This window comes from Brevibacterium sp. Z349TD_9 (genome assembly GCF_056173565.1).
The window spans coordinates 1,654,614-1,680,328 of sequence record NZ_CM149680.1 but is presented as its reverse complement, the minus strand read 5'-3'; the positions used below and the strand labels follow the sequence as shown (position 1 = coordinate 1,680,328).

At 65.6% G+C, this 25,715-nt stretch carries 24 protein-coding genes, 1 tRNA gene and 1 other annotated feature; of the genes, 16 read left to right on the top strand and 9 right to left on the bottom strand.

The window, feature by feature from the left end:
* Nucleotides 1-206: 206 nt before the first annotated feature.
* The 3 genes from AC0VYB_RS07590 to guaB1 form a co-directional block, all read right to left on the bottom strand.
* Nucleotides 207-1,253 (bottom strand): hemolysin family protein, encoded by a 1,047-nt coding sequence (locus tag AC0VYB_RS07590; RefSeq protein ID WP_009375271.1) that lies wholly within the window; start codon nucleotides 1,251-1,253, stop codon nucleotides 207-209.
* On the bottom strand, nucleotides 1,250-2,581 hold the full coding sequence (locus AC0VYB_RS07585; RefSeq protein ID WP_009375269.1) for a hemolysin family protein: 1,332 nt from the start codon (nucleotides 2,579-2,581) through the stop codon (nucleotides 1,250-1,252). Before AC0VYB_RS07585 ends, AC0VYB_RS07590 begins: the two co-directional genes overlap by 4 nt.
* Before the next feature lie 131 nt (nucleotides 2,582-2,712).
* On the bottom strand, nucleotides 2,713-4,170 hold the full coding sequence (gene guaB1, locus AC0VYB_RS07580) for a GMP reductase (protein ID WP_009375267.1): 1,458 nt from the start codon (nucleotides 4,168-4,170) through the stop codon (nucleotides 2,713-2,715).
* A 101-nt stretch (nucleotides 4,171-4,271) separates the two neighbouring features.
* On the opposite strand from guaB1, the gene AC0VYB_RS07575 reads away from it, so the two are divergent.
* Genes AC0VYB_RS07575 through AC0VYB_RS07565 form a run of 3 tightly spaced genes read left to right on the top strand, consistent with a single transcriptional unit; the run spans nucleotide 4,272 to nucleotide 8,808 of the window.
* The gene (locus tag AC0VYB_RS07575; protein ID WP_009375265.1) at nucleotides 4,272-8,060 is read left to right on the top strand and encodes a multifunctional oxoglutarate decarboxylase/oxoglutarate dehydrogenase thiamine pyrophosphate-binding subunit/dihydrolipoyllysine-residue succinyltransferase subunit; all 3,789 of its coding nucleotides are present in this window, start codon (nucleotides 4,272-4,274) and stop codon (nucleotides 8,058-8,060) included.
* Complete coding sequence (locus AC0VYB_RS07570; RefSeq protein ID WP_009375263.1) at nucleotides 8,057-8,674, top strand: GDSL-type esterase/lipase family protein; 618 nt, start codon at nucleotides 8,057-8,059, stop codon at nucleotides 8,672-8,674. Before AC0VYB_RS07575 ends, AC0VYB_RS07570 begins: the two co-directional genes overlap by 4 nt.
* Before the next feature lie 59 nt (nucleotides 8,675-8,733).
* Nucleotides 8,734-8,808 (top strand): 50S ribosomal protein bL37, encoded by a 75-nt coding sequence (locus AC0VYB_RS07565; RefSeq protein ID WP_100227367.1) that lies wholly within the window; start codon nucleotides 8,734-8,736, stop codon nucleotides 8,806-8,808.
* Between the two features lie 77 nt (nucleotides 8,809-8,885).
* Here AC0VYB_RS07565 and rsrA read toward each other — a convergent pair whose 3' ends face one another.
* Together rsrA and AC0VYB_RS07555 are read right to left on the bottom strand one after the other, a co-directional pair.
* Nucleotides 8,886-9,152: a mycothiol system anti-sigma-R factor gene (gene rsrA / locus AC0VYB_RS07560; protein WP_009375261.1), complete on the bottom strand. Its 267-nt coding sequence runs from the start codon at nucleotides 9,150-9,152 to the stop codon at nucleotides 8,886-8,888.
* A complete protein-coding gene (locus AC0VYB_RS07555; RefSeq protein ID WP_269668304.1) occupies nucleotides 9,149-9,793 on the bottom strand; it encodes a sigma-70 family RNA polymerase sigma factor in 645 nt (214 codons plus the stop codon). Before AC0VYB_RS07555 ends, rsrA begins: the two co-directional genes overlap by 4 nt.
* Before the next feature lie 213 nt (nucleotides 9,794-10,006).
* Between AC0VYB_RS07555 and AC0VYB_RS07550 the strand changes: the two genes are divergently transcribed.
* Genes AC0VYB_RS07550 through AC0VYB_RS07530 form a run of 5 tightly spaced genes read left to right on the top strand, consistent with a single transcriptional unit; the run spans nucleotide 10,007 to nucleotide 14,873 of the window.
* The gene (locus tag AC0VYB_RS07550; RefSeq protein WP_040340965.1) at nucleotides 10,007-10,504 is read left to right on the top strand and encodes a DoxX family protein; all 498 of its coding nucleotides are present in this window, start codon (nucleotides 10,007-10,009) and stop codon (nucleotides 10,502-10,504) included.
* Complete coding sequence (aroA, locus tag AC0VYB_RS07545) at nucleotides 10,491-11,798, top strand: 3-phosphoshikimate 1-carboxyvinyltransferase (protein ID WP_227007046.1); 1,308 nt, start codon at nucleotides 10,491-10,493, stop codon at nucleotides 11,796-11,798. The genes AC0VYB_RS07550 and aroA overlap by 14 nt, the downstream gene beginning before the upstream one ends.
* A gap of 1 nt (nucleotide 11,799) precedes the next feature.
* Nucleotides 11,800-12,819, top strand: a complete 1,020-nt coding sequence (gene rsgA / locus AC0VYB_RS07540) for a ribosome small subunit-dependent GTPase A (protein ID WP_190246709.1) — start codon at nucleotides 11,800-11,802, stop codon at nucleotides 12,817-12,819.
* A 9-nt stretch (nucleotides 12,820-12,828) separates the two neighbouring features.
* Complete coding sequence (hisN, locus tag AC0VYB_RS07535) at nucleotides 12,829-13,620, top strand: histidinol-phosphatase (RefSeq protein ID WP_193338287.1); 792 nt, start codon at nucleotides 12,829-12,831, stop codon at nucleotides 13,618-13,620.
* Nucleotides 13,617-14,873 carry an aminotransferase class I/II-fold pyridoxal phosphate-dependent enzyme gene (locus AC0VYB_RS07530; RefSeq protein WP_227007045.1) on the top strand — a complete coding sequence of 419 codons (1,257 nt, stop codon included), beginning with the start codon at nucleotides 13,617-13,619 and terminating at the stop codon, nucleotides 14,871-14,873. Before hisN ends, AC0VYB_RS07530 begins: the two co-directional genes overlap by 4 nt.
* 204 nt (nucleotides 14,874-15,077) lie before the next feature.
* On the opposite strand, the gene AC0VYB_RS07525 is transcribed toward AC0VYB_RS07530, so the two are convergent.
* On the bottom strand, nucleotides 15,078-15,626 hold the full coding sequence (locus AC0VYB_RS07525) for a YceI family protein (protein WP_009375251.1): 549 nt from the start codon (nucleotides 15,624-15,626) through the stop codon (nucleotides 15,078-15,080).
* Between the two features lie 272 nt (nucleotides 15,627-15,898).
* Between AC0VYB_RS07525 and AC0VYB_RS07520 the strand changes: the two genes are divergently transcribed.
* A tRNA-Met gene (locus AC0VYB_RS07520) sits at nucleotides 15,899-15,975 on the top strand.
* Here the strand turns inward: AC0VYB_RS07520 and AC0VYB_RS07515 are convergent.
* The gene (locus AC0VYB_RS07515) at nucleotides 15,932-16,195 is read right to left on the bottom strand and encodes a helix-turn-helix domain-containing protein (RefSeq protein ID WP_227007054.1); all 264 of its coding nucleotides are present in this window, start codon (nucleotides 16,193-16,195) and stop codon (nucleotides 15,932-15,934) included. The genes AC0VYB_RS07520 and AC0VYB_RS07515 overlap by 44 nt on opposite strands.
* Nucleotides 16,196-16,369: 174 nt before the next feature.
* Here AC0VYB_RS07515 and AC0VYB_RS07510 point away from each other — a divergent pair, with 174 nt between their 5' ends.
* The 6 genes from AC0VYB_RS07510 (at nucleotide 16,370) to AC0VYB_RS07485 (ending at nucleotide 20,047) form a co-directional block, all read left to right on the top strand.
* A complete protein-coding gene (locus AC0VYB_RS07510; RefSeq protein WP_475385113.1) occupies nucleotides 16,370-16,627 on the top strand; it encodes a helix-turn-helix domain-containing protein in 258 nt (85 codons plus the stop codon).
* Nucleotides 16,627-17,532, top strand: coding sequence for a helix-turn-helix domain-containing protein (locus AC0VYB_RS07505; protein ID WP_146001399.1), 906 nt, complete (start codon nucleotides 16,627-16,629; stop codon nucleotides 17,530-17,532). Before AC0VYB_RS07510 ends, AC0VYB_RS07505 begins: the two co-directional genes overlap by 1 nt.
* Nucleotides 17,529-18,167 (top strand): hypothetical protein, encoded by a 639-nt coding sequence (locus AC0VYB_RS07500; RefSeq protein ID WP_144589553.1) that lies wholly within the window; start codon nucleotides 17,529-17,531, stop codon nucleotides 18,165-18,167. Before AC0VYB_RS07505 ends, AC0VYB_RS07500 begins: the two co-directional genes overlap by 4 nt.
* 75 nt (nucleotides 18,168-18,242) lie before the next feature.
* A protein-coding gene (locus AC0VYB_RS07495) for an IS3 family transposase (RefSeq protein ID WP_100227560.1) occupies nucleotides 18,243-19,390 on the top strand; the annotation gives its coding sequence in 2 pieces (ribosomal slippage) (nucleotides 18,243-18,513 and nucleotides 18,513-19,390; 1,149 coding nt in all).
* Nucleotides 19,391-19,430: 40 nt separating this feature from the next.
* A complete protein-coding gene (locus tag AC0VYB_RS07490; protein WP_453983913.1) occupies nucleotides 19,431-19,622 on the top strand; it encodes a hypothetical protein in 192 nt (63 codons plus the stop codon).
* Nucleotides 19,619-20,047: a DUF2637 domain-containing protein gene (locus tag AC0VYB_RS07485; RefSeq protein ID WP_475385112.1), complete on the top strand. Its 429-nt coding sequence runs from the start codon at nucleotides 19,619-19,621 to the stop codon at nucleotides 20,045-20,047. The genes AC0VYB_RS07490 and AC0VYB_RS07485 overlap by 4 nt, the downstream gene beginning before the upstream one ends.
* On the opposite strand, the gene AC0VYB_RS07480 is transcribed toward AC0VYB_RS07485, so the two are convergent.
* Nucleotides 20,013-20,936 (bottom strand): IS3 family transposase, encoded by a 924-nt coding sequence (locus tag AC0VYB_RS07480; RefSeq protein ID WP_009381362.1) that lies wholly within the window; start codon nucleotides 20,934-20,936, stop codon nucleotides 20,013-20,015. The genes AC0VYB_RS07485 and AC0VYB_RS07480 overlap by 35 nt on opposite strands.
* Nucleotides 20,844-20,972, bottom strand: a sequence feature (AL1L pseudoknot). (Overlaps the previous gene by 93 nt.)
* Nucleotides 20,933-21,238, bottom strand: a complete 306-nt coding sequence (locus AC0VYB_RS07475; protein ID WP_009381361.1) for a transposase — start codon at nucleotides 21,236-21,238, stop codon at nucleotides 20,933-20,935. Its footprint overlaps the feature before it by 40 nt. The genes AC0VYB_RS07480 and AC0VYB_RS07475 overlap by 4 nt, the downstream gene beginning before the upstream one ends.
* On the opposite strand from AC0VYB_RS07475, the gene AC0VYB_RS07470 reads away from it, so the two are divergent.
* The gene (locus AC0VYB_RS07470) at nucleotides 21,232-24,552 is read left to right on the top strand and encodes an AAA family ATPase (RefSeq protein WP_475385260.1); all 3,321 of its coding nucleotides are present in this window, start codon (nucleotides 21,232-21,234) and stop codon (nucleotides 24,550-24,552) included. The genes AC0VYB_RS07475 and AC0VYB_RS07470 overlap by 7 nt on opposite strands.
* Nucleotides 24,553-25,715 lie beyond the last annotated feature (1,163 nt).

The following is a 25,715-nucleotide window of genomic DNA, read 5'->3' as shown; positions in this document are numbered from 1 at the left end:
GTCACAACACTATAACGGCATTGTTACAGAAAGTCATGTCTCTGCAACGTTTCGGCTCTGACCTCGCAGAACGCCCAGGGCAGGCGTGTTGGAGCACCGCTGATCCGTGACCTGGCGCACATCGATCGTTACATTCCGTTACACAGGCCACGCCGTTCGGGAGACCGGGATCACCGTTGGGGCGTGCGAATGTGGGCGAACTCACCTCAGCCGTTCGCGCGACCGCGCTGCATCGCGTCCTGGACCTCGCCGACGAGCTCCTCGAGGACGTCCTCGAGGAAGAGGACGCCGAGCACCTCGTCGTCGGCCGAGAGGACCCGGGCGACGTGGATGCCGACCTTCTGCATCTGCGCGAGCGCCTCCTCGACCTCGTCGTCGGCGCGCACGGTGAAGAGCGGGCGGAACCGCTTCGCCGGCACCGGCTCGGTGTCCCGATCGGCGTAGAGGACGTCCTTGATGTGGAGGTAGTTCTCCGGATACCCGTCATCGTCGACGACGAAGTACCGCGAGTATCCCGTGCGGCCGACGAGGGTGACGAGCTCGTCGGGAGTCACGCTCTCGCTGATCGTCACGAGTTCGGACATCGGCACCATGATGTCGGCGGCGGTCTTGTCGCTGAACTCGAGCGCTCCCTTGAGCAGTCCGATGTCGTCGCTGAGCAGGCCCTCGCGCTTCGACTCGGCGACGATCGATTCGACCTGCTCGATCGTGTAGGCCTCGTTGACCTCGTCACGGGGTTCGATGCCGATGAGGCGGAGCACGGCGTTGGCGAGTCCGTTGAGCGGTCGGATGACGAAGCCGAAGACGCGGGAGAGGAACACCAGCGGCGGAGCGAGCAGCATCACGGCACGCCCCGAGGTGGCCAGGGCGATGTTCTTCGGCACCATCTCGCCGATGACGACATGGAGGTAGGTGACGATGCCGAGGGAGAGGATGAACGAGATCGTCGACGAGAGGCTCGCCGGGATGCCGAGGCCCTCGAGTGGCCCGGAGAGCAGATGGTGGATCGCCGGCTCAGAGACGTTGCCGAGCAGCAGCGAGCACACAGTGATGCCGAGCTGGCAGATCGCGAGCATGAGCGAGACGTGCTCCATCGCATAGAGGGCCGTGCGCGCGGCGGCGGAGCCCTCGGCGGCCTTGGGCTCGACCTGTGAGCGCTTGGCGGCGACGATGGCGAACTCGGCGGCGACGAAGAACGAGTTGCCGAGCAGCAGGACGACGAGCCAGACGAGTCCGAACCAGTCAGCGCTCATGCCGCACCGCCTTCCTGCTCGTAGAGTGCGTGGTCGGTGGCGCGCAGCACCACCCGGAGGCGTTCGATGCGCCGGCCGTGCATGCGCTCGACCCTGATGAGCGCGTCGGGCGTGCGCACCTCGTCTCCGGGCACCGGGATCCGACCGAGCTCCTTGAGGACGAAGCCGGCGACGGTCTCGTAGTCGGGGTCCTCCGGGATCGTCAGCCCGATCGTCGTCTCGATCTCGTCGGGGCGCAGCTGACCGGGCACGATCCACGAGCCGTCGCGGGCGGGCCGGGCGGCCACCCTCATCCTGTCGTGCTCGTCGGCGACCTCTCCGACGAGTTCCTCGACGACGTCCTCGAGGGTGACGACACCGGCGGTGCCGCCGAACTCGTCGACGACGACGGCCAGCTGCATGCCCTTGCCGCGCAGCTCCATGAGCAGCGGGTCGAGGCGCAGCGTCTCGGGGATCTCCGTGACCTCTGTCATCAGCCCTCCCGCGTACGCGTCATCGCGGTTGGCCACGGGAACGGCGAAGGCCTGTTTGACGTGGACGACGCCGACGATGTGGTCCTTGTCCTCGCCGGCGACCGGGAACCGGGAGTAGCCGGTCTCACGCGCCTGCTCGATGATCTGCCGCGCGGTGGTGTCCTTGACCACCGAGGACATCCGTGTGCGCGGCGTCATGACGTCCTCGGCGGTGCGCTCGGAGAAGCTCAGGGTGCGCTCGAGCAGACCGGCGGTCTGCTCGTCGAGGACGCCCTCCTCGGCGGAGTGGCGCACGAGCGAGGTGAGCTCGTCCGGGGAGCGCCCGACAGAGCCCTCCTCCTGCGGTTCGATCCCCATGGCGAGCAGGATCTTGTTCGCCGTGCCGTTGAGTGCGGCGATGAGCGGGCGGAGCACGACGGAGAACGCGTACTGGATCGGCGCGGCGATGCGCCCGGTGGCCAAGGGCACTGCGATCGCGAGGTTCTTCGGAACGAGTTCGCCGAAGATCATCGACAGCACCGTCGAGACGATGAGAGCGATGGTGAGCGCGAGCGGCTCCGACAGGCCCGGGCTCAGTCCCCAGGTCTCGAAGACCGGGGAGAGCAGTCTGCCCAGCGACGGCTCCATGAGGTAACCCGTGAGCAGAGTGGTGATCGTGATGCCGACCTGCGCGGCGGAGAGCTGCGTGGACAGGTGCGTCATCGACTGCCGCAGCGTCTTCGCCCCGACGACGCCGTCGGCGACGGCTCGGTCGGCCGTGTGGCGGTCGAGGGTGAGGAGGGAGAACTCCGCTGCGACGAAGATGCCCGTGCCGGCGATGAGCAGAAGGGCGAGGGCGAGGAACAGCCACTCCATCAGCGGTGCGCCCCCTCATGCAGGGGCGGGGTGAGAGTCTCGATGTCTCCGCTGACCCTCACGGGTCGGGGGTCATCGTCTGGGTCGCCGGCTTCCCGCCGGCGGGGACTGTCACTCTGCATGCGACGATCCTACCAACTTCCGCTCACAGGTCGACCTTCTTCGTAGCCCGCCGTGCTCTGCACGCCCACGCTCGCCCGATCGGCGAATTCCTCGAGATCCGCGGCTCCGGCGTAGGTGAATGAGCTGCGCACCCCGGAGGTGATCGAGTCGAGGAGGTCCTCGACGCCCGGGGACGCCGGATCGATGTACATCGTCGACGAGGAGATGCCCTCCTCGAACAGTCCCTTGCGGGCGCGCGAGAACGCCGACTCAGTGCGCGTCCGGTTGGCCACCGCGCGCGCCGAGGCCATGCCGAAGCTCTCCTTGTACTTCCGCCCCTCGCCGTCGACGAGGAGGTCGCCCGGGGATTCATGCGTGCCGGCGAACCACGAGCCGATCATCACCTGGGAGGCCCCGGCGGCGAGTGCGAGCGCGACGTCACGGGGGTAGCGCACTCCCCCGTCGGCCCAGACGTGGGCACCGAGCTCGGCGGCCGCTTCGGCGCATTCGCGCACGGCCGAGAACTGCGGGCGTCCCACCGCCGTCATCATCCGCGTCGTGCACATCGCTCCCGGACCGACGCCGACCTTGACGATCTGCGCCCCGGCCGAGACGAGGTCGCGGACCCCGTCGGCGGTGACGACGTTGCCGGCGACGATGGGCACACCGAGGTCGGCGTCCGCGACGGCCGTGAGGACGTCGAGCATCTTCGCCTGGTGGCCGTGGGCGGTGTCGATGACGAGAGTGTCGGCTCCGGCCTCCACGAGCGCGCTCGCCCGTTCGACGGCGTTGCCGTTGACGCCGATCGCCGTGGCGATCTTGAGACGTCCCCCGTCGTCGAGGTTCGGCGTGTAGATCGACGACCGCAGCAGCGACTTCGGGGTGAGCGCCCCGAGAAGGACGCCCGCGTCATCGACGACCGCGGCGTAGGCGGTGCGCGCCTCGTTCATCGTCTCGAACAGCTGTGCGAGGGCTTCCTGGTCCTCCCAGTCGATCTCGTCGGCCCGGATGACCTGCGGGGAGGTCTGGACGAGTTCGCCCACCGCGGTGAAGCGATCGACATCGCGCAGGTCGGCGGCGTCGATGACCCCGACGAGCCGACCGGCATCGTCGACGACGGCACCGAGACCGTGGGCGCGCTTGCCGAGCACGTGGAGGGCGGAGAGGACGGTGTCCTCGGCGGAGAACCGAAGCGCCGACTCGAAGACCCGGTCCCGGCTCTTCACCCAGCGGATCGTGTCCTCGGCGGCGGTGAGCGGGATGTCCTGCGGCAGGACTGCCAGGCCGCCTCGGCGGGCCATCGTCTCCGCCATCCGTCGCCCGGACACGGCCGTCATGTTCGCGGCCACGATGGGGGTCGGGGACCCTGTCGGATCGGTGGTCGTGAGGTCGACGTCGAAGCGCGAGGTCAGCGACGAGGAGTTGGGGACAAGGAACACGTCGGAATACGTGAGATCGTGATCCGGTTGGTGTGAAATGAAACGCATGACACTATTGTCCCCCATGTGCACACAGCGGAGCACATCGCGTTAGGCTGGTATGTGTCGTATTGCAGCAATTCGTGAACAGGAAGTAGGCGATCAGCGCCGTGTCCGTCAATACTCCGAACCGCACCGTCGACGACTTCGGATCGAACGAGTGGTTGGTCGAGGAACTGTACGAACAGTACAAGTCAGACAAGAACTCTGTAGACAAGTCCTGGTGGCCGTTCTTCGACCAGTACGAGAAGACGGACGGAGCGCAGACGACGAAGGCTGCGGATTCCGCATCCGGTGGGGATGCCCCGCAGAAGAAGGCGGCCGACGAGCCGCAGGGCAAGACCGAGGCGAAGTCGGCTCCCCAGGCGAAGGGGTCACCGCAGGCCGAGGACGCGGGAACCGCGGCTCGCCCGGATTCGGTCCCGGCCGCGAAGGAGACCTCGCGCGGCGTCTCCCCGTCCTCGGCCGAGACGGAGACGCTCAAGGCGGAGTCGAAGTCGGTGCCGAAGGTGACGACGAAGGACGTCGAGCCGAAGCCAGCCCCGGAGGAGACCGTCACCCCTCTGCGCGGACCCGCCAAGCTCATCGCCAAGAACATGGACGAGTCGCTCGAGATGCCGACGGCGACCTCGGTGCGCGCCCTGCCGGCGAAGGCGCTCATCGACAACCGCATCGTCATCAACTCGCACCTCAAGCGCACCCGCGGCGGCAAGGTCTCGTTCACCCACCTCATCGGCTTCGCCGTCATCCGCGCCCTGAAGAACTTCCCGTCGATGAACGTCTCCTACGACGTCCGCGACGGCAAGCCCGCGATGGTCTCGCCGGCGCACGTCAACTTCGGCCTCGCCATCGACGTCCCGAAGAAGGACGGCACCCGCTCACTGCTCGTGCCCAACGTCAAGAAGGCCGAGACGCTGACCTTCCGGCAGTTCGTCGACGCCTACGACGGCCTCGTCGACAAGGCCCGCAAGGGCAAGCTCACCGCTGACGACTTCGCCGGCACGACGGTGTCGCTGACGAACCCCGGCGGCATCGGCACCGTCCACTCGATCCCCCGCCTGACCAAGGGGCAGGGCGCGATCATCGGAGTCGGTGCGCTCGACTACCCGGCCGAGTTCCAGGGCGCGAGCCAGCGCACGATCAACGACCTCGCCGTCTCTAAGGTGCTCACGCTCACCTCGACCTACGACCACCGCGTCATCCAGGGCGCGGGCTCGGGCGAGTTCCTCAAGCTCGTCCACGGCTACCTGCTCGGTGAGGACGGCTTCTACGACGACGTCTTCGAATCGCTGCGCCTGCCCTACGAACCCGTGCGCTGGGTTCCCGACGTCTCCGCCGAGGACCAGGACGACGTCAACAAGACCGCCCGTGTCATCGAACTCATCGACGCCTACCGGACGCGCGGCCACCTCATGGCCAACATCGATCCGCTCGTCTACCGCCAGCGTTCGCATCCCGACCTCGACATCAACCAGCACGGACTGACCCTCTGGGACCTCGAACGCGAGTTCCCCACCGGCGGTTTCGGCGCGAAGCCGATGATGCCCTTCCGCAACATCCTCGGTCTGCTCCGGGAGAGCTACTGCCGGACCATCGGCTTCGAGTACATGCACATCGCCGATCCGCTCCAGCGCCGCTGGTTCCAGGCGAAGATCGAGGTCCCCCACCAGGAGCTCACCCGCGCCGAGCAGGGGCACATCCTCGGCCGTCTCAATGCCGCCGAGGCGTTCGAGACGTTCCTGCAGACGAAGTACATCGGACAGAAGCGCTTCAGCCTCGAGGGCAGCGAGTCGGCCATCGTCCTCCTCGACGAGGTCCTCAACCAGTCCGCAGACGCCGGACTCGAAGAGGTTGCGATCGGCATGGCCCACCGCGGTCGCCTCAACGTGCTCACGAACATCGCGGGCAAGTCCTATGCGCAGATGTTCCGGGAGTTCGATGGCACCATGTCTCCCGACAGCGTCCAGGGCTCCGGCGACGTCAAGTACCACCTCGGCACGCAGGGCTCGTTCACCTCGCCCTCGGGCAACTCGACGAACGTCTACGTCGCAGCGAACCCCAGCCACCTCGAGACGGTCGATCCCGTCCTCGAGGGCATCGTGCGCGCGAAGCAGGACGTCATCGACCAGGGTGAGGCAGGCTTCTCCGTGCTTCCCGTCCTCGTCCACGGTGACGCCGCGTTCGCGGGTCAGGGTGTCGTCGCCGAGACGCTCAACCTCTCCGAGCTGCGCGGCTACCGCACCGGCGGGACGATCCACATCATCATCAACAACCAGGTCGGGTTCACGACTCCGCCCGCCTCGGCGCGTTCGTCGTTCTACTGCACCGACATCGCGAAGTCGATCAACGCCCCGATCCTCCACGTCAACGGCGATGACCCCGAAGCCGTCGTCCGGGCGGCCCGTCTCGCGTTCGAGTACCGCCAGGAATTCAATCGCGACGTCGTCATCGACCTCGTCTCCTACCGCCGTCGCGGACACAACGAGGGCGACGACCCGTCGATGACCCAGCCGCTCATGTACTCCCTCATCGAGAAGAAGGGGTCGGTGCGCAAGCTCTACACTGAGTCCCTCGTCGGCAGGAAGTGCATCACGGATGAGGAGGCCGCCGAGGCGCTCAAGGACTACCAGTCGAAACTGGAGTCCGCGTTCGCCGAGACGAAGGCCGCCGAATCCGGGTCGGGCAAGGGCAGCGCGTTCAACGCCCCGCACCGACCGAGCGACATCGAGGCCCTCAACGACGTCTCGACGGCGATCAGCCCCGAGACCCTGAAGCGCATCGGCGACGCATTCGTCGACGTGCCCGAGGGCTTCACGGTGCACAAGAAGCTGCGCGCGCTGCTCGAGAAGCGCCGGGAGATGGCCATGCACGGCGGCATCGACTGGGGCTTCGCGGAGCTGCTCGCCTTCGGCTCGCTGCTCATCGAGGGCATCCCGGTGCGGCTGGCCGGGCAGGATTCGCGCCGCGGCACCTTCGTCCAGCGCCACTCGGTGCTCATCGACTCCGTCAACGACAACGAGTGGACGCCTCTGCAGAACATCAGCGACGACCAGGCGCGGTTCTACGTCTACGACTCGCTGCTGAGCGAGTACGCGGCCGTCGGCTTCGAGTACGGCTACTCCGTCGAGCGCAAGGACGCCCTCGTGGCGTGGGAGGCGCAGTTCGGCGACTTCGCGCAGGGCGCCCAGTCGGTCATCGACGAGTTCGTCTCCTCGTCCGAGCAGAAGTGGCAGCAGAACTCCGGTGTCGTCATGCTCCTGCCCCACGGGTACGAGGGACAGGGACCCGACCACTCCTCGGCGCGCATCGAGCGCTACCTGCAGCTGTGCGCGGAGTCGAACATGACCGTCGCGTTCCCCTCCAGCGGCGCCTCGTACTTCCACCTGCTGCGCCGGCACGCGCTGACCCCGAACAAGCGCCCGCTCATCGTCTTCACCCCGAAGTCGATGCTGCGCCTCAAGGCGGCGGCGAACTCGCCGGAGGACTTCACCTCCGGGAAGTTCGAAGCCGTCATCGACGACCCGAGCATCGATCCCTCGAAGGTCGAGAAGGTCGTCCTCGTCTCCGGCAAGCTCTACTGGGAGCTGCTCGCCCAGCGCGAGAAGAACGGTGACGACACGACCGCTCTCGTGCGCGTCGAGCAGCTCTACCCACTCGACGAGGACGCGATCACCGCGATCCTCGACCGGTACCCGGCCGATGCCAAGCTCGTCTGGGCGCAGGAGGAGCCGGAGAACCAGGGCGCGTGGCCGTTCATGGCCCTCAACCTCACCCCGCTCCTCGGCGGTCGTGACCTCACCCTCGTCGCCCGACCCGCTTCGGCGTCGACGGCGACGGGACTCAAGCACGTCCACGAGCTCCAGCAGGAAGAGGTCGTCGGCAGGGTGCTGCAGCGGTGAGCTCCGAGACCTCGACGACGATCGCCGTGGTCGGCGGCCCCTTGGTCGCCGGCCACGGCGATGGCCGCGGTCTCGGATGGGTCGGCAGGGTGACCGCACGGACCCTGCCGAGTCTGCCGGGCATGCGGGTCTACCCTCTGGCCGTCGGCCATGAGGATTCCGCAGGCCTCCATTCCCGTGCGATGTCGGAGGCGGCGCTGCGCTTCTCCGACGGTGCCGACAATCGGCTCGTGCTCGCACTCGGCTCCGGCGACCTCGATACCGGTCGCTCGGTGGCCCGCGCCAGACTCGACGTCGCCAACGTCCTCGACGAGGCGCTGGCGCGGAAGGTCTCGGCCTTCGTCATCGGTCCTCCGCCCGATCACGGAACGGATCGCAACCGGGCCATCGCCGAGCTGAATACGAGCTTCTCCGATGTCGCCAAACGCCGCGGCATCCCCTACGTCGACACCTACACCCCCCTGCTCGGCCATCCGGTCTGGCAGCGGGAGCTCGCGTCCTCGCACGACCGACTGCCGGCTCAGGAGGGCTACGGGCTGCTCGCGTGGCTCGTCCTCCACCGCGGATGGTTCCCGTGGCTGGGCGTGCGCGACGTGCTCGGAGACGACGGGTGAACTTGGCCCTCGGTCCACAGGCGTGAAACAATGAACCGTCCAATCGAAGGAGAACTGCCATGAGCAAGCGAGGCCGCAAGCGTCGCGATCGCCGTCGTTCGAATGCCAACCACGGCAAGCGTCCGAACAGCTGATCCACCGTGCACCGCGGGTGCACAGAGAAGGCGGGGAGAGTCATCCGACTCTCCCCGCCTTCTGTCTGCTCCATGCCTCAGCGCTGCCAGCGCACCTGCTCGACTGCGATCCTCCGCCGGATCTTCTCCTTGAGTCCCAGCGGGGCCTCCTCGCGGCCGCACGACCGCCGCACGACCTCTTTGAGCATCGCTTCGATCTCGTATTCGTCGTGGCAGGCCGGGCAGTGCTCGAGGTGGATCGAGATCTCACGGATCTCGGTCGTCGTCAGCTCCCCGTCGAGGTAGTGGTAGATGCGCATGAGCGATTCGGCCCGCATGCTCTCACAGCAGTCTCCGTCGGTCATTTCTCCCCTCCTTCGCGCTTGCCGAAGCCGCGCTCGGCGGCATACTCGGAGAGCATCTCGCGCAGCTGCCTGCGTCCGCGATGGAGTCGCGACATCACTGTGCCGATCGGGGTGTCCATGATCTCAGCGATCTCCTTGTACGGCAGGCCTTCGACGTCGGCATAGTAGACGACCATCCGGAAGTCCTCAGGCAGGGCGGAGAGCGCATCCTTGACGTCGGAGTCGGGCAGGTGATCGAGGGCTTCGAGTTCGGCCGACCGCCCCTCGGAGGAGGTGTGGCTCGCGGCCTGGGCGATCTGCCAGTCCTCGATGTCCTCGCTGCCGTGCTCCTGCGGCTGCCGCTGCTTCTTGCGGTAGTTGTTGATGAAGGTGTTCGTGAGGATCCGGTAGAGCCACGCCTTGAGGTTGGTCCCCGGGGTGTACTGGTGGAAAGCTGCGTAGGCCTTCGCGTACGCCTCCTGCACGAGATCCTCGGCGTCGGCGGGGTTGCGGGTCATCCGCAGAGCCGCCGCGTAGAGCTGGTTGAGGTACTCGAGGGCGTCGCGCTCGAAACGAGCCGAGCGCTGTGCGTCGGTCTCGGTCTCGGTGGCTTCTCTGACTGATTCGGTCATCACCGTCAATGGTACGCCCGTTCTCTCCAGCACGGCAGTGGCACTCACTGACTCCTCCTCGTCCTCGGCGCTCTCCCACCGCGCACCCAGGTCGCGTGGATCCCGGCGAGCGGTCGGTCGTTGCCGTCGTCGGACCTGACATGCCGACGACATCGTGTACCGTCAACGCCGTCGCGCGGTTCCGATATTCCCTTTCGGCTATGCTTGCGGGTGAGATGCCCGACAGCCTCAGGAAGGAACCCTGTGTCCCCGATTCGACTTCTCGCAAGGCCCATGCTCGCCGCCGGCTACATCAGCAACGGCGTCGACCGTCTCCGCCGCCCTGAGGCAGCCGCAGCCTCGATCGCGCCGCTGCTCGCCCAGGCCCGCAAGCGCGTGGAGATCCCGCTCGATGCGACGACGATCGCCCGCGCCACCGGTGCCGCGCAGGTCGCTGCCGGTTCCCTGCTCGCCATCGGTCGCTTCCCCCGGTTGAGCGCCTCGATCCTCGTCGGCACCTACCTCCTCGACACCGTCGGGGAGCGCATCGCCGCGGAGAAGGCGACGTCGAAGGAGGAGAAGCGCACCCGCCTCGAGCGCACCCTCACCCGGACCTCGATGCTCGGCGGCGCCCTGCTTGCCAGCGTCGACACCGCCGGCAAGCCCGGACTGTGGTGGCGCACCCAGCACGCAGCCGAAGACCTCTGGTCCTCGGTCGAGAACACGTCGAAGCAGGCAATGAGTGCCCTTGGCGTCGACTGAGCCTCCCCCGTCAGCCGTGGGCGACTGGCGGCCTCCCCGCGCTCCCGAGGCCCTCGACGCCGTCGTCACGGTTCCCGGGTCGAAGTCGCTGACCAACCGCTATCTCGTCCTTGCCGCGCTCGCTGATTCCGAGTCGATCATCCGCGGGTGGCTGCGCAGCCGCGACACCGAGCTCATGGTCGGCGCCCTGCGCAGCCTCGGCGCGGAGATCACGGAGTCCGGCGACGACCTCCACGTCACCCCGATCGACTTCACTGCCGGTGGAGAACCGGTGGCGATCGACTGCGGTCTCGCGGGGACCGTCATGCGCTTCGTCCCCCCGATCGCCGCGGCCACCGGCCGTGAGGTGGTCATCGACGGGGATGAGCAGGCCCGGGCACGGCCGATGGACGTCACAATCGACTCCCTCACCCGCCTCGGCGCGTCCATCACCGCGGTCGACGACTCCCTGCCCCTGACGATCCATGCGGGGTCCGAGCTGCGCGGGGGGCATCTCGAGATCGCCGCGGGGACCTCGAGCCAGTTCGTCTCGGGTCTCCTCCTCGCCGCGGCGGCGATGCCGCTCGGCCTCGACCTGAGCAACCGGGGTGACAGTGTGCCCAGCCGGGCCCACATCGATATGACCCTCGAGGTTCTCGCCGATGCCGGAGTCGACGTCACCGAACCGGAGCCCGAGCACTGGATCGTCGAACCGGGCCTGCCGCGCGGGCTCGACGTCGTCGTCGAACCCGACCTCTCCAACGCCGCAGCCTTTCTCGCCGCGGCACTCGCCACCGGGGGCACCGTCACGGTGCCCGGCTGGCCGGCCCACACGACGCAGGCCGGTGACGACTTCCGCCGCATCGCCGAGGCGTTCGGCGCGGAGGTCGATCTCGATCGCCGTGGTCTGCGAATCCTGGGACCTAAGCGGCTCTCCCCCGTCGACCTCGACCTCTCGGCCGTCGGCGAGCTCACCCCGGTCGTTGCGGCGCTGGCCGCACTCGCCCCCGGGACGTCGCACCTGCGGGGAATCGGCCACCTGCGCGGGCACGAGACCGACAGACTCGCAGCGCTGTCCGCGGAGCTCGGCGCGCTCGGCGTCGAGGTCGATGAGAGGCCCGACGCCCTGACGATCACCGGGGCGCGGCTGCGCGCGGGCACGTGGCACACCTACCACGACCATCGCATGGTCATGGCCGGGGCGGTCCTCGCCCTGGCCGCCGAGGACATCGTCATCGAGGACGTCGGCACGGTCGCGAAGACCCTGCCGGAGTTCGCGGGCCTCTGGGAAGCCATGCTCGCCGCCGAGCCCTGAGATGGCGCGCATCTTCCGCGATGAGGACTACCGGCCCAGACCGAACCGGCGCGGCTCGCGTCCGCGGACGAAGCACCGTCCCAGTCACGAGTCAGCCGTCGACGGCCTCGTCACCGCCGTCGACCGCGGCCGCTACCGGGTCGTCCTCGCCGACGCCGACGGCGGCTTCGACGGCGACGGCCGCACCGTCACCGCGGTGCGGGCCTCCAACCTGCGCAGGGTCGCCGTCGTCCCCGGCGACATCGTGCGCATCGTCGGCGACACCACGGGGCGCGATGGCACACTGGCCAGGCTCGTCGAGATCACCGAGCGGCGGACCCTGCTGCGTCGCAGCGCCGACGACACGGACCCCACCGAACGGGTCATCGTCGCCAACGTCGACCTCATGGGCATCGTCACCGCCACCGTCGACCCCGAACCGTCTTACGGCCTCATCGACCGGGCTCTGACCGCGGCCATCGACGCCGGCATCACCCCACTCATCATCGTCACGAAGACGGATCTCGCTCCCGCCGACGACATCGCCCGCCGCTTCTCCGCGGCCGAGGTCGACATCGTCTCCTCGGGGCTGCGCTCCGACGGCAGCCTCGCCGACGACGCGGTCGCCGACCGGCTGGCCGGTCACATCAGCGTCCTCGTCGGGCACTCCGGCGTCGGGAAGTCGACGCTGACGAACGCCCTCGTTCCCGCCGCCGACCGGGCCACCGGCGACGTCAACGACGTCACCGGACGCGGTCGCCATACTTCCTCCTCGGCGGTGTGCCTGCCCCTGACGACCGGCGGCTGGCTCATCGACACCCCGGGCGTGCGCAGCTTCGGCCTCGCCCACGTCGACCGCGACGGCCTGCTGGCCGCGTTCCCCGAACTCGTCGAGGCGACGACCGAGTGCCCGCGCGGGTGCACCCACCTCGCCGATGCGCCCGGCTGCCGGCTCGATGCGTGGGTGGAGTCCGGGAAGGCCGGCCCCGGAGGGGTCTCACGGCTGGAGTCGCTGCGGAGGCTGCTCGCCAACGCTGGTTAGAGTGGGAGGATGAACGACCTCGACCTCGCGCTCGACCTCGCCGATCTCGCCGATTCGCTGAGCCTCTCCCGCTTCATCGCCCAGGACTTCACGATCGAGACGAAGCCGGACCTCACCCCCGTCACGGAGTGCGACCGGGCCGTCGAGTCCGCGCTCGTCGACCGCCTCGCCGTCACCCGTCCCGACGACAGCGTCCTCGGCGAGGAGTTCGGATCGCACGGGAGCTCGGAGCGGCGCTGGATCATCGATCCCATCGACGGGACGAAGAACTACGTCCGCGGAGTGCCCGTGTGGGCCACCCTCATCTCCCTCTACGAGGGTCAGCGGCCCCTCCTCGGCGTCGTCTCCGCCCCCGCGCTCTCCCGTCGCTGGTGGGCGGCAGCGGGACAGGGTGCCTTCGCACGGGGTCCCGGCGGTCCGGACCGGCGCATCGAGGTCTCGCGGGTCGACGACCTCGGCGACGCCTCCCTCTCCTTCGCCTCGCTGAGCGCCTGGCGCGATCTCGGGGTCCGCGACGAGTTCATCGCCCTCACCGATGCCGTGTGGCGCACGCGCGGCTACGGGGACTTCTACTCGTACATGCTCGTCGCCGAGGGCGCCGTCGACATCGCCTGCGAACCGGAGCTCGCCCTCTACGACATGGGGGCACTCGCTCCGATCGTCCTCGAGGCCGGGGGCACCTTCACGAACACCGCCGGGGTGCCCGGGGTCTTCGGCGGCAACGCCGTCGCGACGAACGGGCGCCTCCACGAGCGGGTGCTCGACGCCCTCGGCCGCGTCGCCCCCGAGGTCGCAGAATGAGGCCGGATCTCTCCCGCGCGATGCTCTGGCACGAGATGGCGGACGCGGCAGGACTCGTCGGTGCCGACGGGGAGCTCTCGGAGACGATCTACGGCCAGATGACGCAGCTGGCGGCGGCGACGGGGGCGGTCAACCTCGGCCAGGGTGCTCCGGGCACGGATGCGCCGGCGTCGCTCATCGAGGCGACGGCCGAGACCATGCGCGAGGGCTTCAACCAGTACGCCCCCGGGCAGGGACACCCGATCCTCCGCGAGGCGATCGCGCGCCGACGGGCGAAGGACTTCGGCCATCCGGTCGCCGCCGAGGAGGTGCTCGTCACGTGTGGGGCCACGGAGGGGCTGACCGCGGCGATCCTCGCCCTCGTCCCCCCGGGAGGCCGGGTCGTGACGTTCGAACCGTACTACGACGCCTACCCGGCTGCGGTCGCGGCGGCCGGCGGTGAGTTCGTCACCGTGCCTGTGCTCCAGACCGAGAGCGGATTCCGACCCGACTGGGAGGCGTTCGAGGCCGCGATGGCCGACGGTGCGGCGCTCGTCATCGTCAACACTCCGCACAATCCCACGGGATTCGTCTTCTCCGCTGAGGACTCCGCGCGAATCGTCCGCGCCGCCGAGACCGCGGATGCGTGGGTGCTCACCGACGAGGTCTACGAGCAGCTGGTCCTCGACGAGAGTGCGCACATCCCTCCGGCCGTGGCCGCAGCCGACCCTGCCCGAGTCGTCACGGTCTCCTCAGCGGGCAAGAGCTGGAACATCACCGGGTGGAAGATCGGCTGGGTCATCGCCGCACCGGAGGTGCGGGAGGCGATCCAGGCCGTCAAGCAGTTCCTCACGTTCACCGGCGGTGGGCCGATGCAGGTCGGCCTCGCCCGTCTGCTGGACTCGGACGACGATTTCGTCGCGGGCAATCGCCGGTCCCTGCGCGAGCGAGCCGAGGTGCTCGTCGCCGCATGTGCGAGCGTGCCCGGTGCCCGGGCCTCGGATCCGGCCGCCGGATACTTCACCGTCGTCGACTTCTCTGCGCTCACCGATCTCGACGCGTTCGCCCTCAATGATCTCCTCGCCCGCAGGCACGGGCTCGTCGGCATTCCCGTCCCGGCCCTGTGCCGGCCGGACTCGACCGCGTCCGAGGCCTACCGGAGCGCCATCCGGTACTCGTTCTGCAAGTCACCGGCCGACGTCGCCGAAGGGGCCCGACGGTTCCGCTCCCTCGCCGAGGCGGTCGCCGCCGATCCGCGGCTGCTCGCCGGCTGATGCGGCTGGCGCCTGGGCGGCGCCGCCTCTTCTACTGACACGGCTGGTGCCCGGGCAACGCCGGCTCCCCGGCCGATTCGGCTGATACCGCTGGGCCCTCGGGACACGCGACAGCGGGCCGCTCGGAGAGAGCGGCCCGCTGTGGGGTCGTCCGGACACAGGCGCACACCTGTGTCCGGACAGAATGGTGTGAGTACCGGGCGATCAGGCCTTGGTGAGCTCAAGGTCGAGGGCGATCTTGATCTTGTCGGACACGAGCAGCTCGCCGCCGCCGAGCACGGCGCTGAACTCCATGCCGAACTCCTTGCGATCGACCGTCGCCTCAGCCGAGAGCCCGGCGACCTGGTTGCCGTTCGGATCGGTGGCGACGCCGTTGAACTCGCTGTCGAAGGTCACGCGCTTCGTCACTCCGCGCATCGTGAGGTCGCCTTCGAGCGCGAACTCGTCGCCCGACTCGGCCTTGATGCCGGTCGAGGTGAAGGTGAGCTTCGGATGCTGATCGGCAGCGAAGAAGTCGCTCGTCTTCAGGTGCTGGTCACGCTGGGCGTTGCGGGTGTTGATCGAGTCGACGACCGCTTCAGCGGTGACCGAGCTGTCCTCGAGGGTCTCACCGACCTGGACGGTCCCGGCGATCGTCTCGAAGTTGCCGCGGACCTTCGAGACACCCGCGTGCCGGGCGGTGAAGGTGAACTCCGAGTGGTTCGGGTCGATGTTCCACGTTCCGGGGGTGAGTCCGTTGGGAAGTGCGGTCATGTGCCTGTCCTCCTTTTGATTGAAATTTGAAGTACGTCAGTGACTATAATTGAGACTTCAACCAGATGCAAGCCCTGCGCGCGGAGGCCCTCTGCTCGACGGGCCTTCTGTGCACAGTCGCACCGGACCCGCCTTGGCATCATCGCCCCCGCGCCCGCCCGGCATCCTCTCAGGATCTGCGGTTCGGGTGAACCCCAGGTTACCGTGTGGCAAAGGTCACTTGTCCAGGATTTTGCTCCGGGAATTACGCTCGTGTAATGTGGAGACCACGCCGCGGGGTGGAGCAGTTCGGTAGCTCGCCGGGCTCATAACCCGGAGGTCGGAGGTTCAAATCCTCCCCCCGCCACCAAAGTGGCAGAACCCTCAGTCAGTTCAACTGGCTGGGGGTTCTTCTCATTCACAATGCCCTCCCCCAGCAGCTGCGAAAGCGAAATGCCCATGTACCGGGCGATGGCAAGCAGCTCATCGATCCGGAAGGGCATCTCGCCGCGAATCCGCTTCGACACATTCCTCTGGGCAAATCCGAGAATCTCGGCGATGTCCGCCTGTCGCAGGTTGTACCGCGTCATCCACGCGGCAACTTCGCGTCCGACTCTCTCGTTCTCAGTCAACTGAAGCTCTCCAATAGTCATGAGTCCAGCGTAGATCGAAAGCGGCACAATGTAAACGATATGGCGACACGCTGAGAACCTATAGATCTACATTTCCTTGACCGGTAGAACCTATGTGTATACGGTGGCACCATGAGATATACACGACAGGTGCGAGCTAACGTGCTCGCCGAGATGGGCCGAAGAGAACTCAAACAAGGTGACGTTGCTCAGATTCTGAACACAAGTCAGCGTTCAGTGTCGAAACGCATGACCGGCGATACAGACTGGCGGATCGGGGATCTGCTGCGGCTGGCGCAAGCGTGGGATATTCCGACTGCAACTTTGCTCGAAGGTACAGAGGACGACCCGTTCGCTCCTAATGGCGACCCGAAGCCGGTAGGTGCATGATGGCCCTCGCACTGGAATCAAAATTCTCTGAAGCCGAGGCACGCGAGCTTACAGACGAACTGCGAAGTGACTACGGATCGCTACAGGTCAAGATCTCCACCGCGTGGCAGGGACGAATTTGGCTGGCGCTCGGGTACGACTCCTGGCAGGACTACCTCGACAATGAGTTTAGAGATGTCAGCTTGCGTCCGCCGAAGGACCTTGAAGAACAAGTGATCTCCGAGCTTCGGGCAGCAGGGATGAGCACTCGAGGGATCGCATCAGCGGTCGATATTAGTCACCCTACGGTGTACCGCCGTCTGCGGGATGCAGGTGTTTCAAATGAAACACCTGAGGACGCGGCCCGCACAGGTGAGCCAAGTGATTCATCTGCCGTTCCTGCCCCGGTCATCGGTCTGGACGGCAAGTCTTACCAGCCTCAACGTCCGACTCCCCCGGCTGACCGGACAGAGGACATCGTGGATGCCGAGGTCATTGTCGAAGAGTCATGGCGCTTGACCGGTCAGGAGCCGGACACTGACCGGCTGGCATCAGACCTGGGAATCGAGCCGATCACGGTCACCATGACCGGCACGGACGCTCGCCTGTCCGGGGCACACATTGTCCGGGTGGTCCACGAACTGCACGCAGGCACACGGGCACCTCTGCCCCTGGTCAAGAAGAAGTCCAAACTCCTTGAGCAGGCATTCGCGACCGGTCTGGCCAACAGTGACCAGTTCGAGTTGGAGCAGATCACGGACCTCGGTCAGGACGTCGCGGACACGGTCGCCGTGCTGACCGACCTACTGACCGCAATGGACAGCAGCGGACCAAGTGTCCGGTCAGTGCTGACTGACCGGGATACTGCCGGTTCCATGCGGAAGGCAGTCAAGAACCTGAGCATGATCACGGGTGACCGGTCATGACCATGGACCGCCTACCCAAGCTGACCGGACGAGCTGTCCGCCGAGCATCAAAGGAACGCCCCCGCTTCTTCATCTCCCTCGGAGCAGATGATGCCGTGGTCGTGATGCCACGCGGTTGGATAGACAAGATCGCACTGCTGAACACTCAGCCGGTGAACTTGGTCAACTTCACTGACTCACTTGAGAACAAGGTCGTCGTGATCGGTGACCGGATCGTTCTTCACCGGTACACGTTCTGCGGCCTCCTATTCGGGAGCATGACAGGCGTATTCGCAACGGCACTCCTTGGGTCGATCATTCCGCTCGTGATCGGAGTAATCGGCGCACCAATGCTGCTGAGCCTGTGGAACATGGTCAGGGAATCACGCGGCATCGGCGTCGATAAGCAATTCCGGGCGCTGCGGCGGGTCTACTCTCCGAGTCTCATGCATTCGAACTGCGCGGTGGATGCGCGCATGTGCAACTGGGATGGACCGAATGCAGTGGTTCCCATCGAGTGGCTGCGGCTCATCGAGCGTGAGCCAGCCAAGCTCGTCGCACTCGAACGTTGGGTCAAGCATCAGGCCGCACTGGACCGCCTCGGACAACGGTGGGTTGAGGGCCAGAAGCACTTGGCACAGGTGTCCGTGGGCTGACCCCGGGATGTAGGTCCAGTCGTTGTGTGAGTCGTCTTGATGCTCGCTGCTGCGGGCAGGAAGACTGGTCTCATCATGACGAACACGAGGAAGCGGCACACGCCTGAGCAGGTCGTGCGCAAGCTCGGACAGGCCGACCGGATGCTGGCCGATGGCGCGGACGTCGCGGCGGTGTGCCGCGAGCTGGGCGTGTCGGAACAGACGTACTACCGGTGGCGCAACCAGTACGGCGGGCTCAAGGCCGACGACGCCAAGCGCCTCAAGGAGCTCGAGAAGCAGAACGCCACCCTCAAGCGTCTGCTCGCTGAAGCAGAGCTGGAGAAGGCGGCGCTGAAGGAGCTGGCAGAGGGAAACTTCTAGGCCCGGGCAGGAGGCGCGCCGCTGTCGCTCACCTCATCGCGAAGATGCGGGTGAGCGAGCGGATGGCGTGCCGGCTGACCGGGCTATCCAGGTCCGCCTACCGGCGCACCCTCAAGGCCGATACCGTCGCCGACCCCGACGCCGCCTTGCGTGAATGGCTGCGCGGTTACGCGAAGAAGCACCCCCGCTGGGGCTACCGGCGCGCGTGCCACGACGCCCGCGGCGAGGGCTGGCAGGTCAACCACAAGAAGATCCAGCGGCTATGGCGCGAGGAAGGCCTACGCGTGCCCCAGCGACGTCGCCGTAAGCGCATCGGCTCCTCGACCACGGACGCCCCCAAGGCGTGCGCCCCGAACGTGGTGTGGGCCATCGACTTCCAGTTCGACGTCGACGAGGCCGGGCGTCCGATCAAAATCGCGTCGATCGTGGACGAGCACACCCGGGTCTGCCTCGGCGGCCTCGTGGAACGCTCCATCACCGCCGACCGTCTCACCGACCATCTCGACGACCTCGTTAAGCTGCACGGACCGCCCGCGGTCCTCAGAAGCGACAACGGGCCCGAGTTCATCAGCCAGGCGATCGCCGACTGGGCCGGCACCCGCACCGGCTTGTCGTACATCCCGCCCGGCTCGCCGTGGCTCAACGGCTACGTCGAGTCGTTCAACTCCCGCCTGCGCGACGAGTGCTTGAACATCAACAGCTTCTACTCACTGCTGCACGCCCAGGTCGTCATCGGCGACTGGAAGGTCGAGTACAACACCGTGCGACGCCACTCGGCGCTGGGCTACCTCACCCCGGCCGACTATGCTCGCCACTGCACCCACGAAATGGAACCCGACGACTCACACAGAGACCGGACCTAACAACGGGGGCGGCCCATCCGGCACACCGGTCGAGGCCAGCGTGAAGCTCGAACTCGACCACATCAACGACCAAATCAATGAGCTCGAATCAATCTCGGCAGACATCGCTGACGACTTCGATGTGACTGGGCGAGCAACAGCAATTGGCGAAGAAGAAGCCCGACGAGTCGAAGCGCAGGAGATCGCCCAGAAATGGCTGGATGACGACCGAAACGCCGAGGACGACAGATGAAGGAGGCAAACGTGAGTAGCAGCGCAATCGCCGAGAACACACCACACGAGAACGAGGGAGCGGTCGCCCCTAACGAGACGACCGCCCTGCCTGAGAGTCATGCAAGAGCTATTACAGAAACTGCAGGCGAACACCAGAGTACACGTCGGGAGGCGACTATTTCTGTAACCCGCGCACGGTCGTCACGAATCAATCCCGACGACCCCAAATTCATCCGAATTATCACCATCGGGGTCGCGTTCGCTGGGCTGGTCGCATTCGCAATCTCGTTCGTGACGTTGATGGAAGTCGCGTCCTGGCTGGGACTGCCACAGTGGATGAACTGGGCCGTGCCTGCGTTCATCGATATGTCAAGCCCCGGGTTTCGTAGAGGCTCCTATTCTTGGTTTCCTAAGCAGCCGCGGGTTCTGTCCCGGACTGGTTGATCCATTCGGAATGGACCTCGACGGGCGGTCGGTAGTTAATCGCTGAATGCAACCTGGACTGGTTGTACCAAGCCACCCACTTCGACGTCTCCGCCATCACCTCGATCAACCCCGACCACCCCTTCCGGTCGATGAGTTCGGCCTTGTAGACCGAGTTCAGCGCCTCGGCCATGGCGTTGTCGTACGAATCCCCACGCGACCCCACCGACGCCACGACCTCGGATTCCGCCAGGGTCTCGCCATAGCGAATCGATCGGAATTGCACCCCGCGATCCGAGTGGTGCACCAGCCCGGAAACGTCTTCACCGGCCCGATATTTCGCAGCGAGAGCCATCGTCAGAGCGTCCCTGGCCAGGGACTCCCGCATGTGGTTCGTCACCTGCCAGCCGACGATCTCCCTGTGGAAGACATCGAGGATGAACGTCGTGTATACCCACCCAGCAGTCGTCGGAACATAGGTGATGTCCGCGACCCATAGACAATTGGGTGCCGGTGCTGCGAACTCACGCTCGACAAGATCATCCGGACACTCCTCAGCCCTAGCCGAAGCCGTCTTCGGGCGCTTCCTCCTGCGTCGAATACCGTCGATGCCTAACTGGCGCATCAACCGCTCCACCGTGCAGCGGGCCACCGGGCCGAACTGATCCGCGTACTCGCGGTTGATCGCCTTCCACATCTTCCGCACCCCGTAACACGAGTAGTTCGCCTCATAGACATCCTGGATGACGACCATCAGCGCCTGGTCTCGGCGGGCCCTGGCCGATGGTTCGCGTTTCTTGAACGCGTAATACGAGCTCACAGCAATCCGTGCCGCAGTCCCGGACAGGGCGCGTACGATTGGCTCGACTCCGAACTCGTGACGATTGTCGTCGATGAAGACGACAATCACTTCGATGGGCGGTCGAGCTCCGCCGCGAAGAAAGCCGACGCTCTCTTCAAGATCTCGTTGGCCCGCTTCGCTTCAGCCAACTCCGCCCGCAGCCGACGGTTCTCCGCTTCCAAATCGACTGACTCAGTCGGTGTGGCCTTGCCGGAGTCTTTGTGCTTACGGACCCAGACTCGCAGGGTCTCTTTGCTCAGACCGAGCTCGCCGGCGACACGGGTGATTGCCCCGTTCGCCGTCTCCGGATCGGCCTGAGCATGAATGACGAGTTCGACGGCGCGAGCCTTGAGTTCGTCGGTGTATTTCACTGGCAAGAGAGAATCTCCTTCTTCCAATCTCCCTGCCTCTATTATCCCCGGGGCGATTCATCGCCTCCGCATTCGACCACTGGGACTCGCGTGCCGGTGACCCGCAGCTGCACACTCACCTGGTCATCGCCAACCGGGTGCAGCGTGCCTCCGACGGGCACTGGGTCACCATCGACTCCTACACGCTCCACCGGCACGTCGTGGCCATCTCGGAAATGTACAACTCCCTGATCTTCGACCGGCTCGCCGCCGACGTCGGCACTGTCGCCGAATCGCGCACCGACGTCGACCTCGACGTCCAACAGCTCATCGAATCCGGCACAAACACCGACTCGGAATACGAACCCGCCCATCGAGTCGAACTGGCCGGAATCCCCGACGAGCTCATCGAGGAATTCTCCAGCCGGTCAATCAGCATCGAGACCCGCACCGATGAACTCATCGCCGAATACACCGACACCTATGGCACGCGACCCACCCCACGAGAGGTGCTGCTCATACGCCAGCAGGCCACCCTCGAGAACCGGCCCAAGAAGAACACCATCGAGCGCACCACCCTGCCGGAGAAGATGCACTGGTGGAGGCAACGCACCCATATGGCCGGTCTTGACCCGGACACTCTCGTGAAGAACGCGGTCGGTCACCATGTCCGGACAGTGACCGCCGACATGCTCACCGGCGACATCATCGAACAGATCAGCCAGTGGACACTGACCGACGCCTCCCATCGCCGCACGACGTTCTCCCGTGCCAACGTGCGCGCCTCGGCTGAACGAGTCCTCCGCCTCGTCCGGTGTCCGACCGTCGAAGACCGGCACGCGCTCGTGGACAACATCGTCGAACTCACCCTCGACAAGGCCGTCTCTCTGGCCCCCGACCGGTCACGAGCACCCGAGGGACCGGACACCACGGTCAACCTCCGTGACCGGTCAGTCTTTGACCACCAGCATCACTCCGGGGTCTACACGACCGAGCAAGTCATGGCCGACGAAGACCACCTCATCTCGCGCGTGACCGCGACCGGCGCGCCGACCCTGGCCGGACACCCAGAGCACGTGGACGTCCTCGAACACTGGCGCACCGATGACGGCCACCCGCTCAGCGCGGATCAGATGCGTGCCTCGAAACACGTGCTGTCCTCCGACGCTGGAATCTCCGCCATCATCGGTCCCGCAGGCACAGGCAAGTCCACCACTATGGGCGCGATCACAGACACCTGGCACTCGGTTCACGGCGAGCATTCCGTCATCGGACTCGCTCCCTCCGCTGTGGCCGCAGGTGTCCTCGGTGATGAAATCGGAGTCGACACCGACAACGTCGCCAAATGGCTCTTCGAATCCGTCGGGGAAGGCGCAGCACGGCGTGCCGAACGCGTGGCCAACCTCGAATCACGACTGGCCACACTCAACACGACTATCGACGGTACGCCCCATCGTGACCGGGCCAGACTCGTCCAACAATGTGAGGCCATGCAGGCCAAGCTTGCCGCCGACTACGCCACCCAAGCCCAGTACCAATTCCACCCCAACCAGCTCATCATCGTCGACGAAGCCTCCATGGTCTCGACTTCCAACCTCGCTGAGCTCTCTCGACAAGCCGAAGCTGCAGGAGCGAAACTTCTCATCGTCGGCGACCCCGCCCAGCTGGAGGCCGTCGACGCCGGAGGCTTCCTTGGCCATGTCGAACGCAACCTCGATCACACCACCCTCGATACGGTCTGGCGGTTCAAAAACGAATGGGAACGTGCCGTTTCACTCAAACTCAGGTCGGTCACCGACAAGGACGGCATCGACGCTGTCGTCGATACCTACGACGAGCATGATCGCATTCACGGAGACCCTGACCACGAGACCGCCGACACGGCTTATTCTGCGTGGAAAGCTGACCGAGACGAGGGTCTGTCGTCGATTCTCATTGCTTCGGACAATGAGACCGTCGCCGAACTCAATCAGCGTGCCCACACCGACCTGGTGGAATCGGGCGACGTGGACATCACGCAACAGGTCACTCTGCGCTCCGAGGCTCAGGCTGGAATCGGCGACGTCCTCCTGGCCAGGCGCAACGACCGCAGCATCCGCGACTCCAACGGTGCCTTCGTCGCCAACGGCACCCGCCTGACCATCACAGCGATCCGCCCCGACGGTAGCGTCGAGGCCAACGTCCAGACCGGAGAAGACGGCACGCCTCCAACGATCGTGCTCGACGCCGACTATCTCGCATCGTCTGTCGAACTTGGCTATGCCACCACCGCTCACCGGTCACAGGGAGTCACCGTCGATACCGGCCACGCCGTTGTTACACCGAAACTCTCTCGTGAACTGTTCTACGTCGCAATGACACGGGGCAAACGAGGCAATCATGCCTACGTCGACATCGATGACCCTGAGAACCCCACACCTGAGGACTGGAACGTGCAGATGACTGCCGCCGCCGTCGACAAGGACGGGCAAGTCATCGACGACCCTGCCTACTACATCAAGTCCGTCGTCTCCCGCTCTACGGCTGAGAAGTCCGCACACGAAGTCCAAGACGCTGAACTCGGCTGGGCCAACGATGTCGGCCGCATCTGCCACGAACTCACGTACCTCAGCTGGGCGGCAAAAGTTACCCGCACCCAAGAATGGCTCGCCGCACACGCTGACCCGACGCTTGCCGAACAGATCCTTACCAATAGCGACTGGCAACGCCTCATCAGCGTCGATCCGGCGCAGAACATGTGCGGCGAGCTTCAACCTACCGACACAGCCGAAGCGATCATTTACCGCTGTCACAAGCCCGTCGATCCTCCGTTCACTGGGTCCGGTGACATGATCGCCGACACCACGGCGGCCACCGACGAGCAGGCTCAGGTTTGGGCGCAGTCCATCTACGACCTCCGAGACCAAGTTGCTGCACGTCGAGCAGTGCTGACGAAAAATCCTCCCGAATGGTTTTCGACCCTTCGCGAACAGTACGCGCATCATCCCCGCCTCGACGACGTTATCGACGCAGTGATCGTATGGCGCGGCATATCCGACCAGACCGACGCGGAGACCCCAATAGGCGAAGAACCACCTCGAGGCGACTATCTCCGCCCGTACTGGGACCGTCTCCATACAGTCATGAACGGCCATCCCGAACCCGCCGAAGCCGCGTCCGCCACCACTTTTCAAATCGAAGAAGGTGCGCCAGTTAACTGGGAGGCGTTCACCCGCTCCGACGACGACTTCGCAGCTCTAGACGACTGCGCTACTCCACAACGCGCGCCACGTCCACACGCCCATGCGCCACAGCAGACTTCCCCCACTCACTCAGTTCCAGACCGAGACCTTTAACTCAGCGGTCGACGTTCTTCGGCCCATCCGGCACAATCGCCATCCCATGCTTCACCGCAGCGAGTCCGAGAATTAGTACCCCCACAACCCACCAGGTATAACCGCATCCACCACACTTCCCCAGTCTCTGCTGGCCCACCCCCGATAAGCTCTGTGGCAAGTGTGCATCCGACCGCGCCGTAATAGGTGCTGTTAAGGACCAGGACAGCGCGCATCAGCCAGTCCATGCTGGTTTTTCCTGCCGTCCACAACCCGAGCAAACTCACCACCCCGACCATGGCAAACACAACCGCGTGGATTGTGCTCAGCGACTTTACGCTCGTGATCACTCCTAGGCCGATACTCAGGACCGCAACACCGGTATCCACTGCCGCCCAGCCAACGGCTCTCCAGGCTTTCCTGCGGCGTACTCTTTGCTCTGGTCTCACACTCTTCCTGTGCGTTTCCACTAGTCGCGGATTCCATGGATTCCCGTTCACCCATGCGCTCACGCTCTCTAAATGCAAACACGCGAAAGCGAATCCACCGAACCCGACCACGAGTGTCACAATGTTCAGTTGAGCCGATGTGACGAACCCGAACATTTCCAGTCCGACTCCCACGTTCCACCACAGGTGCGCCGCAATCAGCGGCATCAGTGTCCGCCCATATAGGTAGAGCACGACTGCGACACATGCCCAGAACAGGTAGGCAACTGAGCCAGGGCCGTAGTCCCCGTCAGTCGACGTGTCCAGTTGCATCGTGAAGAGGCTGCGCTGCTTCCACCGTCCTTGCCGTCGTTCGAACGCGAACCGTTCAGCTCGTAGCTGCCTGACCCGTTCTACAACGTCATCACTCTAGGTTGCGTCCGCGTTCGTAACCATGATGGCTGGTCGTGCCGACGCTAAGCCCGAGCCGCACGTCGTATTTGGTGTTCATGACAGTCTCGCTTCGACCTCCAAGACATTGTCGCAGATGCGTCGTGGCACCCGATGCTGCCACACCACAGAAACCTCAACAGTGTTAGACCCTTTCGGCATCAACGCGTCATGGATTCCTAGCGACAACACCCACGCTCAGAATCGTTAAATGACGGGGAGAACCAGCCATGCCAGCCTCAGTGGCCAGACCCCGTGTCGGGGGCCGTGAACACAGTTACAGCCACTGGACTGATGCTGCGTTTG